The organism is Pseudomonas oryzihabitans (assembly GCF_001518815.1).
In the GTDB taxonomy this organism is placed as follows: domain Bacteria; phylum Pseudomonadota; class Gammaproteobacteria; order Pseudomonadales; family Pseudomonadaceae; genus Chryseomonas; species Chryseomonas oryzihabitans_E.
Genome location: NZ_CP013987.1, coordinates 2,557,488 through 2,574,947, shown reverse-complemented (window position 1 = coordinate 2,574,947; position 17,460 = coordinate 2,557,488). Strand labels below are relative to the sequence as shown.

Annotated in this window: 16 protein-coding genes and 1 tRNA gene; 4 read left to right on the top strand and 13 right to left on the bottom strand. The window is 66.2% G+C overall.

Annotated features, from left to right (window positions below; genetic code table 11):
• Window positions 1-30 precede the first annotated feature (30 nt).
• From APT59_RS11935 to APT59_RS11910, 6 genes are all read right to left on the bottom strand, one after another.
• On the bottom strand, window positions 31-786 hold the full coding sequence (locus APT59_RS11935; RefSeq protein ID WP_059315039.1) for a GntR family transcriptional regulator: 756 nt from the start codon (window positions 784-786) through the stop codon (window positions 31-33).
• Window positions 787-914: 128 nt separating this feature from the next.
• Complete coding sequence (locus tag APT59_RS11930) at window positions 915-1,400, bottom strand: flavin reductase family protein (protein WP_059315038.1); 486 nt, start codon at window positions 1,398-1,400, stop codon at window positions 915-917.
• A gap of 15 nt (window positions 1,401-1,415) precedes the next feature.
• A complete protein-coding gene (locus tag APT59_RS11925; RefSeq protein ID WP_059315037.1) occupies window positions 1,416-2,897 on the bottom strand; it encodes an aldehyde dehydrogenase in 1,482 nt (493 codons plus the stop codon).
• The gene (locus APT59_RS11920; RefSeq protein ID WP_059315036.1) at window positions 2,894-3,733 is read right to left on the bottom strand and encodes an alpha/beta fold hydrolase; all 840 of its coding nucleotides are present in this window, start codon (window positions 3,731-3,733) and stop codon (window positions 2,894-2,896) included. Before APT59_RS11920 ends, APT59_RS11925 begins: the two co-directional genes overlap by 4 nt.
• A 13-nt stretch (window positions 3,734-3,746) precedes the next feature.
• Complete coding sequence (locus tag APT59_RS11915) at window positions 3,747-4,337, bottom strand: amino acid synthesis family protein (RefSeq protein WP_059315035.1); 591 nt, start codon at window positions 4,335-4,337, stop codon at window positions 3,747-3,749.
• Window positions 4,338-4,420: 83 nt separating this feature from the next.
• Window positions 4,421-5,458 (bottom strand): LLM class flavin-dependent oxidoreductase, encoded by a 1,038-nt coding sequence (locus APT59_RS11910; RefSeq protein ID WP_059315034.1) that lies wholly within the window; start codon window positions 5,456-5,458, stop codon window positions 4,421-4,423.
• A 271-nt stretch (window positions 5,459-5,729) separates the two neighbouring features.
• Here APT59_RS11910 and APT59_RS11905 point away from each other — a divergent pair, with 271 nt between their 5' ends.
• Together APT59_RS11905 and gabD are read left to right on the top strand one after the other, a co-directional pair.
• Window positions 5,730-7,136, top strand: coding sequence for a purine-cytosine permease family protein (locus APT59_RS11905; RefSeq protein ID WP_059315033.1), 1,407 nt, complete (start codon window positions 5,730-5,732; stop codon window positions 7,134-7,136).
• A gap of 52 nt (window positions 7,137-7,188) precedes the next feature.
• Window positions 7,189-8,634, top strand: coding sequence for an NADP-dependent succinate-semialdehyde dehydrogenase (gene gabD / locus APT59_RS11900; protein WP_059315032.1), 1,446 nt, complete (start codon window positions 7,189-7,191; stop codon window positions 8,632-8,634).
• A 200-nt stretch (window positions 8,635-8,834) separates the two neighbouring features.
• Here gabD and APT59_RS11895 read toward each other — a convergent pair whose 3' ends face one another.
• From APT59_RS11895 to APT59_RS11865, 7 genes are all read right to left on the bottom strand, one after another.
• Window positions 8,835-9,401 (bottom strand): NUDIX hydrolase, encoded by a 567-nt coding sequence (locus APT59_RS11895; protein WP_059316888.1) that lies wholly within the window; start codon window positions 9,399-9,401, stop codon window positions 8,835-8,837.
• Between the two features lie 125 nt (window positions 9,402-9,526).
• The gene (locus tag APT59_RS11890; RefSeq protein WP_059315031.1) at window positions 9,527-9,751 is read right to left on the bottom strand and encodes a DUF2188 domain-containing protein; all 225 of its coding nucleotides are present in this window, start codon (window positions 9,749-9,751) and stop codon (window positions 9,527-9,529) included.
• Window positions 9,752-9,860: 109 nt separating this feature from the next.
• A complete protein-coding gene (aldA, locus tag APT59_RS11885; protein ID WP_059315030.1) occupies window positions 9,861-11,294 on the bottom strand; it encodes an aldehyde dehydrogenase in 1,434 nt (477 codons plus the stop codon).
• Window positions 11,295-11,307: 13 nt separating this feature from the next.
• A complete protein-coding gene (locus APT59_RS11880; protein WP_059315029.1) occupies window positions 11,308-12,108 on the bottom strand; it encodes an aldolase/citrate lyase family protein in 801 nt (266 codons plus the stop codon).
• Between the two features lie 18 nt (window positions 12,109-12,126).
• Window positions 12,127-13,461, bottom strand: a complete 1,335-nt coding sequence (locus tag APT59_RS11875; protein WP_082696339.1) for an MFS transporter — start codon at window positions 13,459-13,461, stop codon at window positions 12,127-12,129.
• Window positions 13,462-13,482: 21 nt separating this feature from the next.
• Complete coding sequence (gene rhmD / locus APT59_RS11870; protein WP_059315028.1) at window positions 13,483-14,667, bottom strand: L-rhamnonate dehydratase; 1,185 nt, start codon at window positions 14,665-14,667, stop codon at window positions 13,483-13,485.
• A 13-nt stretch (window positions 14,668-14,680) separates the two neighbouring features.
• Complete coding sequence (locus APT59_RS11865; RefSeq protein WP_059315027.1) at window positions 14,681-15,979, bottom strand: MFS transporter; 1,299 nt, start codon at window positions 15,977-15,979, stop codon at window positions 14,681-14,683.
• Window positions 15,980-16,159: 180 nt separating this feature from the next.
• Between APT59_RS11865 and APT59_RS11860 the strand changes: the two genes are divergently transcribed.
• Entirely contained in the window at window positions 16,160-17,107 is a 948-nt protein-coding gene (locus APT59_RS11860) for a LysR family transcriptional regulator (protein ID WP_059315026.1), read from the top strand.
• 163 nt (window positions 17,108-17,270) lie between these two features.
• Window positions 17,271-17,347, top strand: a tRNA-Asp gene (locus tag APT59_RS11855).
• The last annotated feature ends 113 nt before the right edge of the window (window positions 17,348-17,460 follow it).

Here is a 17,460-nt window from a genome sequence, read left to right as displayed (position 1 = left end):
CACGGCACTGCCGCGTCTGGCCGAAGACGGCTAGCGCTCGATGCGCGGCTCGTCCTGGACGCGGGGAATGAACAGCTCACGGGCCTGTTCGCCCTGGTGCTCCTGTTGCCGCTGCAGGTAGTCGAGGGCGACCTGGGCGGCGGCACGGACGTGATCGACCGACGCCTGGTGGGCGGCCAGGGCATCGCCACTGCGGATGGCGGCGACCATGCGCTCCATCTCCGCGTTGCTCGCCTGACGGCGATTGGCCTGGGACACCGAGGTGGCCCTCAGGTAGCTCACCCGCGCCTGCAGCTGGCGCAGCTGGGTGGCGGCGACGCGATTGCCGCAGCCCTCCATGAGCACGTTATAGAAATTCTGCACGGTCTCGATGACCTCTGGCAGTTCGGCGCCCTCCAGGGCCTTGCGGTTCTCCTCGAGGGCCTGTTCCAGCGCCTCGATTTCACGGGGGCCGGCGCGCAAGGTGAAGAGTTGCACGATCAGGCCTTCCAGCACGCAGCGCAGCTCATAGAGGTCGCAGGCATCCTCCAGGGTGATGATGGCGACGCGCGGCCCACGGGCATCGGCGAATTCCACCAGGCCTTCGGATTCGAGATGACGCAGGGCTTCGCGCACCGAGGTGCGGCTCACACCCAGGCGGTCGCAGAGATCGCGCTCCACCAGGCGGTCGCCCGGCAGCAACTGGAAGTTCAGGATCGCCTGGCGCAGGCGATTGCACACCATTTCACGCAGGGTGACCGGGCTGCGGGTGATCTTGAAGCTGTCGTCTAGTTGCGCGCGTCTCATGGGGCTCTCTGGCGGACCGGTTCTACAGGCGACGACGAGGCACGCGACTACGTGGGGCCTGCGTGCTCGCCAGGGCGGAAGAGAGCAAGTCTAGCATGCCCCCTGCAGGCGTTCATGGGCCCGTCCGCTCAGGCATAGATCGGTGCGGCGCCCATGCGGCCCCGGTGATAGAGCATCGGGATCACCTCCTGGTCCGGCACGATCAGATTCTTCACCGCCCCGACGATGATGGCGTGGTCGCCCCCGTCGTACTCGCGCCACAGCTCGCACTCGATCACCGCCGTGGCATCGGCCAGCAGCGGATTGCCCAGGGCGCTGCGCGTCCATTCGATGCCCTGGGTCTTGTCCTTGCCCTTGCTGGCGAAGGCATAGGCGATACGCTGCTGTTCGGCGCTCAGCAGGTGGATGGCGAAACCCTTGCCGTCACGCAGCAGGGGGTAGGTGTCGGAGCTGTAGTTGGGACAGAAGAGCACCAGCGCCGGATCCAGCGACAGGGCGCTGAAGGCACTGGCGGTCAGGCCGGCGAGGTTGCCTTCGGCATCCAGGGTGGTGACCACGGTGACGCCGGACGGAAAGGCGCCCATCACTTGCTTGTAGATTGCGGGATCGATCATGACTGCCAACCTCGTTTAACGCATTACAAAGGGATCGGGCATCGGCGCCTGGGACAGATTGATCCATACCGTTTTGGTTTCGGTATAGGCCAGAACCGAGTCGATGCCACTCTCGCGGCCGTAGCCGCTGTTCTTGAAACCGCCGATCGGCGCCATGGCCGAGACCGCGCGATAGGTGTTGACCCAGATGATGCCGGAGCGGATGTCCCGCGCCAGGCGATGGGCACGGCCCAGGTCGCGGGTCCAGATGCCCGCGGCGAGGCCCAGCTCGCTGTCGTTGGCCAGGCGCAGGGCCTCGGCCTCGTCCTTGAAGCGGATCACCGCGGCCACCGGGCCGAAGACTTCCTCCTGCATGATGCGCAGCGAGTGGCGGTCGCATTCCAGCAGGGTGGGTTCGTAGTACCAGCCGGCGCTGCCGGTGTCGGGTCGCTTGCCGCCCAGGCGTAGAGTCGCGCCTTCGGCCAGGGCCGCTTCTACCAGCTGCTCGACGATGGCGAGCTGCTGCTCGGTGGCCATCGGGCCCATCTCGCTGGCATCGTCCTGGGGATTGCCGATGCGGATGCGCTGGGCGCGCTCCACCAGCCGGGTCACGAATTCGTCGTAGATCTCGTCCTGCACCAGCAGCCGCGAGCCGGCCACGCAACTCTGCCCGGAGGCGGCATAGATACCGGCCACCGCGCCGTTGATCGCGCTATCGAGGTCGGCGTCGGCGAAGATGATGTTGGGCGACTTGCCGCCCAGCTCCAGGCTCAGCTTGGCGAAGTTCTCGGCACTGGCGCGGACCACGTGGCGGGCCGTGGCGGCGCCACCGGTAAAGGCGATCTTGCGCACCAGCGGATGGCGGGTGAGGGCCGCGCCGGCGCCCGGACCATAGCCGGTCACCACGTTGAACACGCCGGGAGGAATGCCGGCTTCGAGGGCCAGTCGCGCCAGCTCCAGGATGGTGGCCGAGGCGTGCTCGGACGGCTTGATCACCACGGTGTTGCCAGCAGCCAGGGCCGGGGCGACCTTGATGGCGGTCAGGTACAGCGGGCTGTTCCAGGGCACGATGCCGGCGATCACGCCCAGGGGTTCATGCACCGTGTAGGCGAAGAGGTCGGTCTTGTCGAGGGGCAGGGTGCCGCCTTCGATCTTGTCGGCGAGGCCCGCCGTGTAGTGGAAGAATTCCGGCAGGTAGCCGACCTGGCCGCGGGTCTCGCGGATCAGCTTGCCGTTGTCGCGGCTTTCCAGCTGGGCCAGGGCCTCCTTATTGGCGGCGATGAGATCGCCCAGCCGGCGCAAGAGCTTGCCGCGGGCGCTGGCGGTCAGGCCACGCCAGGCCGGCGCCTCGAAGGCTCGCTGGGCGGCCTGGACGGCGCGGTCGACGTCGTCGGCATCGGCGTCGGGCAATTCCGCCCAGGCGGTCGCAGTGGCCGGATCGAGACTGGCGAAGGTACGGCCGGACTGGGCTGCGGTCCATTCGCCGTCGATGCACATCTGAAAACGTTGCAGGGTCATGCCACGTATCCCTTGATGGAAGTGGAAGGGGCCTTGGCCAGGACGTCGTCGAGGAAGTCCAGCAGCAGGGCGTTGACCAGCTTGGGTGACTCGACCGGCATCATATGGCGCTGGTCGGCCAGCACGGCAGTGCGCGCGCGCGGAATCCGTGCGGCCAGCTGGCGCGCCATCTCCGGGGTCGAGCCGCTGTCCAGCTCGCCAGTAGCCACCAGGGTGGGTACCTGGAGGCTGTCCAGCCGCTCGGCACCGTAGCGGTCCTGGGTGGCGAACAGGGTGTAGGTGGTCAGATAGCCCTGGGGGTCGTTGTTGGCGAAGGCTTGACGCAGCGCCTGGATCTGCGCCGGGTTGGCGCCTTGATACTCGCGGCTGAACCAGCGGGCCAGGGCGCTATCGAGATTGGCGTCGGGGCCTTCGAGTTCGGCCTGGCGGCTCCGCTCCAGAACTCCGCTGCGTTGCTCCACCGAGCGATTGAACACGCTGTTGAGGATCACCAGCGCGTCCAGCCGCTGCGGATAGCTCAGGGCGAAGGCCCGGGCGATCAGGCCGCCCATGGAGAAGCCGACCACCACGGCCGTTTCCAGCGCCAGGTGATCGAGCAGTTCGGTGAGCTGCGCGGCATAGTCGTCGAGCGTCGCCTGCGCCGCCGGGCGCTGGCTCTCGCCATGGCCGAGCATGTCATAGGCGATCACCTGGTAGCGTGGTGCGAGCCCCGCGAGTTGACCGCCCCACATGTCCTTGCTGAGCCCCACCCCGTGGATCAGGACGAGGGGGCTGCCATCGCCGGCGATGCGGTAGGCGGTGCCGGCGGGGGTCTTGGCGTCTGTAGACCGGATCATTCGCGGGTTCTCCTCAGCGCGCCTTTTCAGCCGCGAGTTCCTCGAGGTCGATGTAGCGGTTGCCGATGCGCGGATGCAGGCGGCCACCATCGGCAGCGCCCAGCACCACCACGATCTCGTCGGCCCGCGGGGCATCCTCGATGCGCATTTCCAGGGTGATGTAGTGGGATCTCAGGCCCTCGTCATCCTTGTGCATCATGGGGATCTGGATGGAAGTACCCGGTGCGCCGCGCTTGTTGGTGAAGCTCAGGTAGCTCTTGGCCTGGACCGCCTCGCGGTAGTGGTTACCGAATCGCAGGGTATGGATCACCGCCGAGGCGTGTTCGATCTCGCCGTCGGCGCCGACCACGGCCGCCTTGCCATAGGCCTCGATGCGTTCGGCGCCGCCGATGGCGCGGGTCAGGCGCTCGACGATGAAGGCGCCCAGGTCGGAGCAGTGGGCCTTGATCTCGGGCTTGAGGTCTTCGACGAAGCCCTGGCCGGCCCAGGGGTTGCGGATCACCACGGCGACGCCGGCCATGGTCACCGGCTTGTCGGTGGCCTTGCCCCCTTCGATATGGGTTTCTTCGAGATAGGTGACGACCTTGCGGATTTCAAAACTCATGCTGACTCCTGGGATGTCTGTTGGATGATGGTATGCCACGCACTTGAGCGTGTTGAGGGCTGCGTCACTACGCAACCCGGGGATCAGGCGAAGGCGGGCGCCACCTTGTCGATGAACAGTTGCAGCGACTTCTTCTTCTCGGCGAAAGGCAGGCTGTTGTCGCACCAGAAGCTGAACTCGTCGACGCCCAGTTCCTCGTAGTGGCGCAGGCGGGCGATCACCTCTTCCGGCGTGCCGATCATGGTGTTCTTGCGGATATTCTCCAGCTCGAATTCCGGGCGGCCGGCGAACTTCTCTTCCGGACTCGGGGCGAGGAAGCCGTTGACCGGGGTTTCCTTGTTGCCGAACCAGGCATCGAAGGTGCGGTAGAAGCGGCCGATGGCCTGGGCGCCGATCTTCCAGCCTTCGGGCTCCTCGGCGGCGTGCACATGGGTGTGGCGCAGCACCATCAGCTTGGGCCGGGCGACGCCGGGATTGTTGGCCAGGGCGTTGTCGAATTTGTGCTTGAGGTCGACCACTTCCTCATCGCCCTTCATCAGCGGCGTGACCATGACGTTGCAGCCATTGGCCACGGCGAAATTGTGCGAATCCGGATCCCGCGCGGCGATCCAGATCGGCGGGGTGCCGACCGGCTTGGGCACGCTGGTGGAGGTGGGGAACTGCCAGACTTCGCCGTCGTGGGCATAGTCGCCCTCCCACAGCTTGCGCAGCGCCGGTACCAGTTCGCGCAGGTGCTTGCCGCCGGCCGTCGCGGGCAGGCCGCCGGCCATGCGATCGAACTCCACCTGGTAGGCGCCGCGGGCCAGGCCCACTTCCATGCGGCCTTCGCTGATCACGTCCAGCAGGGCGCATTCACCGGCTGCACGCAGGGGATGCCAGAAAGGCGCGATCAAGGTGCCGGCGCCCAGGCGGATGGTCGAGGTGCGAGCTGCGAGGTTGGCCAGGATCGGCATGGGGCTGGGGGAAATGGTGTATTCCATCGCATGATGCTCACCGACCCAGACGGTGCAGAACCCACCGGCTTCGGCCATCAGGGTCAGCTCGGTCAGCTCTTCGAACAGCTGCCGATGGCTGACGCTTTCGTCCCAGCGTTCCATGTGCACGAACAGGGAAAATTTCATAGAAGCCTACCTCTTGTCTTCCACCTCGGCGCGGGGCTCGGGTGTCTCTTGTTGGCGGTACGCGACGGCTCAGCCAGTCGATGTTTTTATTGGTATACCATAATACGTTAGCTGGCAAGCGGAGATGTAACGAGATCTGGCGACGGTGCTCAGATGGCAAACCCACCCGGTAAAAGGCGGTTGTGTAATCTGGTATACCGTAATACTTTCCGCTTACCAGGACGACCTGTCCAGCAGGCGTCTTCCACAACTACAACAATGGAATTCCTGGATGTCCGCAGCCCCTCGCTCCGCCGTCGCCATCGAAACCCATACCGTGGATCACGTCGCCTCGGCCGAACGCCACGGCCATAGCCGCGATCTCTTCACCCTCTGGTTCAGCACCAATATCGCGCCGTTGCCCATCGTCACCGGCGCCATGGTGGTCCAGACCTTCCACCTGAATCTGGCCTGGGGCCTGGTGGCCATCGTGTTCGGGCATCTGCTCGGCGGGGTGGTGCTGGCCCTGGCCTCGGCCCAGGGCCCGCGGCTGGGCATTCCGCAGATGGTGCAAAGTCGTGGCCAGTTCGGCCGCTATGGCGCCCTGCTGATCGTCTGCGTCACCGCGCTGATCTACGTGGGCTTTTTCACCTCCAACGTGGTGCTGGCCGGCAAGTCGATCCAAGGCTTGGTGCCGGCCGTACCCATGCCGCTGGCCATCGTGGTCGGCGCCCTGAGCGCCACGGCCATCGGGGTGATCGGTTATCGCTGCATCCATACCCTCAATCGCTGGGGTACCTGGGTCATGGGCGCGGGGTTGCTGGCGGGTTTCGCCATGATGCTGAGCCAGCCGCTGCCCGCGGACTTCCTGACCCGGGGCGGTCTCAATGCCAGCGGTTTCGTCGCTACGCTGTCGCTGGGGGTGATCTGGCAACTGAGTTTCTCGCCCTACACCAGCGACTATTCGCGCTATCTCCCGGAAGCGGTGGGGATCGCACGACCCTTCTGGGCGACCTACCTGGGCGCCACCCTGGGCACCATCCTGGCCTTTTCCTTTGGTGTGGTGGCGGTGCTGGCGGTGCCGGCCGGTAACGACGCCATGGCCGCCGTGGCCCAGGCCACCGGCTGGCTGGGCCCGGTGCTGATGGTGCTGTTCCTGCTCAACATCATCAGCCACAACGCCCTCAACCTCTATGGCGCGGTACTTGCCATCATCACCTGCGTGCAGACCTTCGCCGCCAGCTGGACACCGGGCGTCAAGGTCAAGGTGGTGCTGTCCAGCCTGGTGCTGGTGGGCTGCTGCAGCGTGGCGCTCATGGCCTCGGCCGATTTCATCGAAAGATTCATCGGCCTGGTACTGGCCATGACCATGATCCTGGTGCCCTGGGCTTCCATCAATCTCATCGACTTCTATCTGATCAAGCGCGGCGACTACCACATCCCTTCATTGTTCGCCGCCGACGGTGGCCGCTACGGTCGCTTCAACGGCCATGCCATCGCCGCCTACGCGGTCGGCATCCTGGTGCAGCTGCCGTTCGCCAACACGGCGCTGTTCAAGGGGCCCTATGCCGACCTGGTGGCAGGCGCCGACCTCTCCTGGCTGTTCGGTCTGCTGGTGACCTGCCCGCTGTATTTCTGGCTGGCCTATCAGGGCTCACCGGCCCAGGTAGCGCGTCTGCAGGCGGCTTCCCCGCAATGACCGCAGCAGCCCTTCGTAATCGCCTTCAACTCTCTAGCTAGGAATCCAGACCATGTTGCAAGACGCTTCCCTGTTTCGCCAGCAAGCCTATGTCGACGGCGCCTGGATCGACGCCGACAGCGGTGCCACCGTCACCGTGGACAACCCGGCCACCGGCGAGACCTTGGGCACCATTCCCAAGCTCGGCCGCGCCGAGACCAAACGTGCCATCGACGCCGCCAACCGCGCCCTGCCGGCCTGGCGTGCGCTGACCGCCAAGGAGCGTTCGGCCAAGCTGCGGCGCTGGTACGAGCTGATGATCGAGAACCAGGATGACCTGGGCCGGCTGATGACCCTGGAGCAGGGCAAGCCACTGGCCGAGGCCAAGGGCGAGATCGTCTACGCCGCCTCCTTCATCGAGTGGTTCGCCGAAGAAGCCAAGCGCATCTATGGCGACACCATTCCCGGCCACCAGGCCGACAAGCGCATCCTGGTGATCAAGCAGCCCATCGGCGTCACCGCCGCCATCACGCCGTGGAATTTCCCCACCGCGATGATCACCCGCAAGGCCGGCCCGGCCCTGGCCGCGGGCTGCACCATGGTCATCAAGCCCGCCAGCCAGACCCCGTACTCGGCCCTGGCCCTGGTCGAGCTGGCCGAGCGCGCCGGCATTCCCAAGGGTGTGCTGAGCGTGGTCACCGGCTCCGCCGCCGAGATCGGCGCCGAGCTGACCGAAAGTCCCATCGTGCGCAAGATTTCCTTTACCGGCTCCACCGAGATCGGTGCCAAGCTGATGGAGCAGAGCGCCCCCACCATCAAGAAGCTGTCGCTGGAGCTGGGCGGCAATGCGCCCTTCATCGTCTTCGACGACGCCGATCTGGACAAGGCCGTGGAAGGCGCCATCGCCTCCAAGTACCGCAACGCCGGCCAGACCTGTGTCTGCGTCAACCGCCTCTATATCCAGGACGGCGTGTACGACGCCTTCGCCGAGAAATTCAAGGCCGCGGTGGCCAAGCTCAAGGTCGGCAACGGCCTGGAGGAGGGCGTCACCATCGGCCCGCTGATCGACGCCAAGGCCGCGGCCAAGGTCAAGGAGCACATCGACGACGCCGTGAGCCAAGGCGCCAAGGTCATCGCCGGTGGCAAGGCCCACGCCAACGGGGGCAGCTATTTCGAGCCGACCATCCTCGCCGACGTGCCCAAGAGCGCCAAGGTGTCCAAGGAAGAGACCTTCGGCCCGCTGGCGCCGCTGTTCCGCTTCAAGGACGAGGCCGAGGTCATCGAGCTGGCCAACGACACCGAATTTGGTCTGGCCTCCTACTTCTATGCCCGCGACCTGTCCCGCGTATTCCGTGTGGCCGAGGCGCTGGAGTACGGCATGGTCGGCATCAACACCGGCCTGATCTCCAACGAAGTCGCGCCCTTTGGTGGCGTCAAGGCTTCGGGCCTGGGCCGCGAGGGCTCCAAGTACGGCATCGAGGAATACCTCGAGATCAAGTACCTCTGCCTGGGCGTCTGATCCCGTTCGTTGGGCTTCGCTACGCTCAGCCCAACCTACGCTAGATACGTAGGTTGGGCTGAAACGGCTCCATCGTCGAAGGCCAACGGGAGGCACCGAGTCTGGATGTGTTGGGCTTCGCTATGCTCAGCCCAACCTACCTTTACCGTAGGTTGGGCTGAAACGGCTCCATCGTCGAAGCCCAACGGGGCCCGCTCAAGTCAGCCAAGGGTATGCAACTGTCCGGCTTCGGCGGTACCGAAATAGAGACCATGATGGCCCTGTACCTGTTCTTGAAGCCGGCGTTCGAGGATCTGGCGAATCGAGGGATAGGCCAGGTCGGCCCAGGGCAACTCGTCCGGTGCGAAAAAGCGGCGCTCCAGGGTTTCAATGCCAGCCTCGGCGTCGATTTCGACCAATTCGGCGCGGAAGATCAGGTAGACCTGATTGACGCCCGCCGCATTGAAGATGGAGTAGGGCGCGAGGATCCGGGCCCTGACCCCGCTTTCCTCCCAGGTCTCCCGCAGCGCGGCCTGCTCGGCGCTCTCGTCGTTCTCCATGAAGCCTGCTGGTAGTGTCCAGTAGCCCCGGCGTGGCTCGATGGCCCGGCGGCAGAGCAGGTAGCGTCCCTCGTGCTCCACCAGGCAGCCTGCGATCACTCGCGGATTGTCGTAGAGCACATGACCGCAGGCGCCGCACAGCAGCCGCTCGTGGCTATCTCCTGCTGGCCGCCTACGAAGGAGTTCGGCACTGCCGCACTGGCAGCAGAAACGCGGAGATGAATTCATGCTGACCTCGCTGACCGCCATTCTGATTGTTATGGTCTTACGGTATACCACCACTACGAATGGTAGGCGAGGGGGATGCGGTCAAAGCAGGACCCTGCCGTGCTCAGCAGCAAGGTCCTGACGCGTCAGCCCTTGGACTGGGCCGGATCCGCACTGCGTGGATAGGTACGCTCTTCCTCGATACGACCGTCGCTGGTGTGGATCTTGACGCTGCCGGTCTTGCCATCCAGGTATTGCGCCGCCTGGTGGACGATGGCGTCCTTGGTCGACGCCTTGAGCAGGGCACGATCGCCATGTTCCTCTTTGAATTCCCAGCCGGTGTCGGTAGGTACGATGTGGTAGTTCTGCATCTGGTCTCCCTGGGGCCGCTGGCCCGTGCCTGATCTTGGATTGCGCCTGTTTCGACCCGCGTTCGCCCAAGAACATTCGAGCGAAGCGGGTAGCCACCAGCCTCGACCCCTAGCCCTGCAGATAGACCACCTGGGTGTGGGTGTACTCATAGAGCCCGTGCTTGCCGTCCGCGCCACCGATGCCGGACTTGCGCACCCCGGCGTGAAAGCCCTGCATGGCCTCGAAGTTTTCCCGGTTGATGTAGGTCTCGCCGAAGTCGATCTCGCGCATGGCGTGCATGGCCTTGCTCAGGCTGCGCGTATAGACGGAGGAGGTCAGGCCGTATTCGCAGTCGTTGGCCAGAGCGATGGCCTCGTCGAGATCGTCCACCACCTGGATCGGCAGCACCGGGCCAAAGATCTCCTCGCGCATGATCGGCATCTCGGCGCGACAGTCCGCCAGTACCGTGGGCTGGAAGTGAAAGCCGCGACCCAGGTCGGCGCGGCTGCCGCCGGTGACCAGGCGAGCGCCCTGGCCGAGGGCGACATCGACCTTGGCCGCCACCTTGTCCAGGCCGGCGGCGTTGATCAACGGCCCCATCTCCACGCCAGCATCAGCCTGGGGGTCGCCATAGCGGGTGGCGGCCATGGCGCGGCCGATGCGCTCGATGAAGTCCTCGGCCACCGCGCGTTCCACATAGACCCGCTCGGCGCAATTGCACACCTGGCCGGTGTTGATGATGCGCGAGTCACGGATCGCCCGGACCGCCAGGTCCAGGTCGGCATCGGCCAGGACAATGGCCGGCGCCTTGCCGCCCAGCTCCAGGTTGAGCTTGGTCAGATTCGGCGAGGCAGCGGCCATGATCCGCGAGCCGGTGCCGACGCTGCCGGTAAAGCTGACCATGTCGATGCCGGCATGGGCACTGAGCTGGCCCCCCACGGCGCCGGCACCGCTGACCAGGTTGAAGACCCCGGGCGGCAGGTCGGTCTCGGCCACCAGGCGGGCGAATTCATGGGCATTGATCGGGGTTTCTTCGCTGGGCTTGATGACGATGGTGTTGCCGGTGATCAGCGCCGGCGCAAGCTTGCGGGCGATCAGGAAGAAGGGGAAGTTCCAGGGCAGGATGCCGGCCACCACGCCCAGCGGCTTGCGCAGTAGAAAGATCTGCTCGTCGGGTCGGTCGCTGGTGATGATTTCGCCTTCGATGCGCCGCGCCCACTCGGCCATGTAGTCGAGATAGTCGGCGGTGAAATTGACCTCCACCTCGGCCAGGTCATGGACCTTGCCCTGTTCGGCGACAATGGTCCGGGCCAGCCGCGGTGCGTGCTCGCGCAGCTTTGCCGCGATGCGCCGTAGATAGCCGGCGCGCTCGATGGCTGGCTTGCGCGCCCAGGCCTTCTGGGCACGGCGGGCGGCGGCGATCGCCTGATCGACGTCTTCGCGACTGGACGCCGGCACCCAGGCCAGGGCCTCGCCGGTGGCCGGGTTATGGACGAGAAAGTCCTCGGCGGCCGGCAGGAAACGGCCATCGATGTAGTTCTGGTAGAGGGGCAGATCGGCCATGGCGAACTCCGGGTCAGTAGGTGCGAGAGGGCGCCTGGGGCGCTTCGAGGGGGCGATAGCGGGCCAGGTTGGCCAGCGCCGCCTGGCGGAACAGGCTGATGTCGATGCCGACGGCAACGAACTGGCACCCCCAGTCGCGATAGCGCCGGGCATCGTCTTCCTGGGGCGCCAGGATCCCGGCCACCTTGCCGGCAGCGCGGGTCGCCTCGATGGCCGCGCGGATGCGCGCCTGGACCTCCGGATGGCCCGGATTACCGGCATGCCCCAGGCCACTGGAGAGGTCCGCCGGACCGACGAAGACGGCGTCCACCCCCTCCACCGCAGCGATCTCGGCGACATTGTCGCTGCCCAGGCGCGATTCCACCTGGACGATCAGGCACAGCTCGCGATGGGCGGTGTGCAGGTAGTCGGGCACTGCGTCCCACCGGGTGGCGCGGGCCAGGCCGCCGCCGACGCCACGGATGCCGTGGGGCGGATAGCGCATGGCTCGTACCAGGGCGCGGGCCTGCTCGGCGGTCTCCACCATGGGCACCATCAGCGTCTGCACGCCGATGTCCAGCAACTGCTTGATCAGCACCGCATCGCCGGTTACGCAGCGCACCACCGGTGCCGTGGAATAGGGCGCCACCGCCTGCAATTGCGCGAGGATGCTCGGCACCGTGTTGGGGGCGTGCTCGCCGTCGATCAGCAGCCAGTCGTAGCCGGTACTGGCGGCGATCTCGGCGGCGTAGCCGGTGGCGAAGCCGGCCCAAAGGCCGTAGAGGGTGTCGCTGCCCGCCAGGCGGGCCTTGAAGGGGTTGCGGGGTAGATCCATGACGGTCTCCAGGAGGATTCAGGAAGGGGTATCGGGGAGGCGCACCAGCAGCCCATAGCTCAGGGCGCCGGCCACCGCGACGGCGGCGGCGATGCCCAGCGCGAGACCAAAGGAGCCGGTCTGCTGGACGATCATGCCGGTGATGACCGGGGCGAAGGCGCCGCCGAAGTAGCCGCCAAAATTCTGGATGCTGGCCAGGGACGCCACCTGGTGCGAAGGCACGGCGACGCTGACCAGCGACCAGGTGCCGGCTACCGCCACGTTGAGGCTGAACAACGCCAGGCTGAAGCAGAGGATGACGCTGCCGATGCCGGTTACCCCGGCGCTGCACAGGGCGAACAGCCCGGCCGCAGCAAGACCGCCACAGATCGGCAGCTTGCGGCTGAAGGCCAGGCTGCGACCGCTGCGGGTCAGGCGATCCACCAGCAGGCCGCCGCTGATGACGCCACAGGCCCCGGCCAGGAACGGCAGGCTGGCGACCCAGCCGGCCTGGGACAGGGACAGGTGATGGACCCGTTCCAGGTAGGCCGGCAGCCAGGTCAGGAACAGCGACAGCATGTAGATGATGCCCACATAGCCAATCACCACGCCCCAGGTCAGGCGGCGGCGGAACAGCCCCAGCCAGTCGGCGAAGGTCAGCCGCATACCGGCGTCCTGAGGCGGCAGGCCGGCGTCCAGGTGCGCCCGCTCGGCGGCGTCCAGCGCCACCTGCACCCGGTCGCGATAGCTCAGGTACCAGAGCGCCGCTACCAGGACACCGAGCACGCCCATGGCGATGAACATCTGCCGCCAGCCGAGCCAGAGCAGCAGGGCGGTGAGGATCGGCTGGGAGATCGCCGGCCCCAGGGACGACGACAGGTTGAAGATGCCGGAGGGCAGGCCGCGTTCGCGGACGTTGAACCACTCGCTGACCACCTTGGCACCGGCCGGGAATTGCGGCGCCTCGCCGATACCCAGGCCGATGCGGGCGAGGATCATCAGGTGCAGGCTGCTGAGCAGCCCCAGCACGCCTTGGGCGATTGACCAGAGGCAGATGCCCAGGCCCAGGGTCAGGCGCGCGCCGAAGCGGTCCAGCACGCCGCCGATGGGCAACTGGGCAAAGGCATAGGCCCAGGCGAAGGCCGACAGCAGCAGGCCCATCTCGGTCGGCGTGAAGCCCAGCTCGCCGCTGATGGTCTGGTTGGCGATGGCCAGGGTGCTGCGGTCGAGGTAGTTGACGAAGCCGGCCAGCACCAGCAGCGCCAGCGCGACTACCTGCACCCGCTTGAGGCGGGCGCTCTTGGGGGGTAATGGCGTCGCGGCGGGGCGCGCATTCGGTACCGGTGTCACCAGGGTATCTTGGGTCGCTTTCATCCAGCCCTCCCGGGCAACGCCTCAGTGGCTATAGGGTCGTTCCAGGGCGCACTCCGGATTGAGGCGCACGCCGAAGCCAGGCCGATCCAGCGCCGAGGCGCGCATGCGGCCCCGCACCGGTACGGGTTCGTCGAGCAGTTGCGGATGGAACATGGGCACCACCTCGTCGGCCTTGGGCGCCATCATCAGGAACTCGGCGAAGGGGCTGTTGGTGCGGGTAATGACGAAGTGGTAGCTGTAGACCGAGGAGCCGTGGGGCACCACCAGGGCGTTGTGGGCATCGGCCAGCGCCGAGATGCGGATCAGCTCGGTGAGGCCACCGCACCAGCCGACGTCGGGCTGGAGGATGTCGCAGCAGCCCATCTCCAGCAGTAGCCGGAAGCCCCAGCGGGTGGCCTCGTGCTCCCCGGTGGTGACCAGCATCCCGCGCGGCACGTTGCGCCTGAGTTCGGCATAGCCCCAGTAGTCGTCCGGCGGCAATGCCTCCTCGATCCACTTGAGGCCGAATTCATGGGCGCCCTGGGCCAGGCGGGTGGCGTAGTTCAGGTCCAGGCTCATCCAGCAGTCGAGCATCAACCAAAAGTCGTCGCCGACCCGTTCGCGCATGGTCGCCAGGGCCTCGAGATTCTTGCGCAGGCCTTCCTCGCCCTCGGCCGGGCCGTGCTGCAGCGGCAGCTTGCCACCGATGAAACCCATCTCCTTGGCCAGGTCCGGCCGGGCGCCGGTGGCATAGAACTGCAATTCGTCACGGACGGCGCCGCCGAGCAGCTGGTGTACCGGTTCCTGGCGCAGCTTGCCGAGCAGGTCCCAGAGCGCAAGATCCACTCCGGAGATGGTGTTGAGCACTATGCCCTTGCGGCCGTAGTAGAGAGTCGAGAGGTACATCTGGTCCCAGATCTTTTCCAGGTCGGTGACCTTGGCGCCCTCCAGGAAGCGCGCCAGGTGTCGCTCGACGATGAAGGCGCCCAGCTCGCCGCCGGTGGTGACGGCGAAGCCCACGGTACCGTCACTGGCCTCGACTTCCACCACCAGGGTGCCCAGCACGTTGATGCCGAAGCTGCGGCGGCTCTGGCGGTATTCCGGGTACTTGGCCATGGGCGTGGCGATGTGGTCGTCGATCCAGTGGCCGTCGCCCTGGTCGTGATAATCGGCGCCGCCGCCACGAAGGGTGTAGGCACGAACCTGCTTGATGGTGGGTAGGGTCATGGAAAGGGCTCCCTTAGTGACTGGGCGTGAGCTGGGCTTGGGGATCGGCCTGGCGACGCTGGCGCAGGCCGAGAATCAGGGCGGCCGCCACCAGGGTGGTCCCGGCGAGCAGATAGAGGCCGGCGCCGGGGTGGGCGAAGGTCACCTCGGCCCAGCGCTTGGCCAGGGGCGCGATGAAGCCGCCGATGGCGCCGCAGGTGTTGATCAGGGCGATGCCGCCGGCCGCGGCGCTGCCGCGCAACTGGTCGGAAGGAAAGGTCCAGAACAGCGGCTGCACGGCGATGAAGCCGGCGGCGGCGAAGCACAGGGCGATCAGCGCATAGAGCGGCGAGAAGGTCACCGAGGCGGCGATGCCCAGCCCGGAAATGGCCAGGGTGGCGGCCGCGGTGCGGCGGCGTTCGCCGGTACGATCCGACCAACTGGGGATCAGCCAGGCGGCGAGCAGGGCGCAGACCCAGGGAATCGCCGAGACCAGGCCGACCAGCAAACCGACCTTCTGCCCCAGCAGGCCGGCCACCTGGGTCGGCAGGTAGAAGACCACGCCATAGACGCTGGCCTGGATAAGCAGGTAGATACTGCACAGCAGGAGGATGCGCGGCTGACCGAGCAGACGCAGCAGCCCACCGTGATGGGGCTTGGCGGCGTCCTCGGCATCCAGCGCCTGTTGCAGCGCCTGCTTTTCCGCATCGCTCAGCCAACGCGCATCGCGCGGCCGGTTGTCCAGGTAGAACCAGGCCCAGACCCCCACCAGGCTGGCCAGCGCCCCTTCCACCAGGAACATCCATTGCCAGCCGTGCAGGCCGCCGAAGCCGTCGAATTCCAGCAGCAGCCCCGACAGCGGGCTGCCGAAGATGAAGGCCAGGGGCGCGCCGAAATAGAAGAAACCCAGCGCCCTGGCGCGGTAGCGCGAGGGAAACCAGTAGGTGAGGTAGAGGATGACCCCGGGAAAGAAGCCGGCTTCGGCTACCCCGAGCAGGAAGCGCAGCACATAGAAGGCCGTCGCCGTATGGGCGAACATCATGGCGGCGGAGATCAACCCCCAGGTCACCATGATGCGGCACATCCACAGGCGGGCGCCGACGCGGTGCATGATCAGGTTGCTGGGAATCTCGAGAAAGGCGTAGCCGACGAAGAAGATCCCGGCGCCAAGGGCGAAGGCCGCGTCGGAGATGCCGGTATCGGCCTGGAAGGCGACCTTGGCGAAACCTACGTTGGCCCGGTCGAGAAAGGCCATGACGTACATCAGCAGCAGGAAGGGCAGCAGGCGCCGGGTGACCTTGGCGACCAGCCCCGGTGACAGGGAGGTGTGCATGGCGATCTCTCTTGTTGTTGTGATTCGGCCACGGCCCAAGGTAGTCGCAGTTGCAATGCCTGGATAATCGCTTTTGGTTAAGTATCGATACCCTTAAGGTATCGGCAGGCGACGTGGCCTTGGCCAGACCCGCCGACTCGCTCAGGACGCATCACTGATCTCTCCACAAGGATGCTGCAGATGAACGCCTCCCCTCATGCCCGCGCGCTGTTCAATCGATTGCGCTACAAGCATCTGCTGATGCTGGCGACCCTGGCCGGGACCCTCAACCTGCACCGCGCCGCGGAAGCCCTGCACATGTCCCAGCCCGCCACCACCCGCATGTTGCAGGAGGTCGAGGAGGCCTTTGGCTGCGTGCTGTTCGAGCGCCAGGCGCGGGGCTTGAAGGTCACGGCGCTGGGAATGGAGATCGTGGAATTCGCGCGGCGCGCCTTGAATGGCCTGGATCGCTGCGCCGAGGATCTCGACGCCCGGCGCTCCGGCGGCTATGGGCATCTGGCGATCGGCGCCATCATGGGCGCCTTGCCCGATCTGGTGGTCAGGGCCATCGCCGCAAGCAAGGCGCGCCAACCCGGCCTGCAGCTGCGCATCCTTGGCGATACCAGCGACCAGCTCACCGAGCTGCTCGAACAGGAGCGGATCGACGTGGCCATCGCCCGCTTCACCCAGCAGGCGGACCTGGGACGCTTCGTCTTCGAGCCGCTGGGCAACGAGCACCTCGCGGTGGTGGTGCGCACCGGGCATCCGCTGACCGGTCGCGCCGCGCCCGATCTGGCGGAGCTGGTGGCGGAGTGGCCCTGGATCCTGCAGCCGGAAGCCAGCCCGGCACGGGTGGCCCTGGAGGCGGCCTTCGCCCGACGGCAGCTGCCGCCACCCGCGGACGTCATCGAATGCGGCTCGGTGTTCGCCATGTTGCAGCTGGTACAGATCACCGACGCCATCCTGGTGCTGACCGAGGCGGTGGTACGGGATCATCTGCGCACCGGGCTGATGGTGTCCCTCGATCTGGAGATCACCGAACCCCTGACACCCTTCGGCATTCTGCTGCGCGCGGGACAGGTGCCCAGCGCGGCGCTGGAGGGGTTTCTCACCCTGCTCAGGCGCCAGGCGAGCGGTGGCGAAGCTTGAACAGAACGGGGCTTCTGGCTGGCTTCGCGGCGCGATCAGAAATATTTTCCTGTGCCTGTTGTTTCTTTCCTGATAAATCAGTATCTTAGCTGCCGCTGGTGCAGAGAACCCCGCTGAACAGGTTCTCGGCAAAGGCCAGCAGGATGCCGCAAGGCTTCCATGCGCAGCGGTAGTTCAGTCGGTTAGAATACCGGCCTGTCACGCCGGGGGTCGCGGGTTCGAGTCCCGTCCGCTGCGCCACATACCACCCACTAGCTCTGGCTCGCGGGTATCGAAAGAAGCGGCCCTCGTGGCCGCTTTTTTTCGTCCTGAATTTTTGTCGCCACGTCTTGCTGGTGCGAAACCCAAACGCT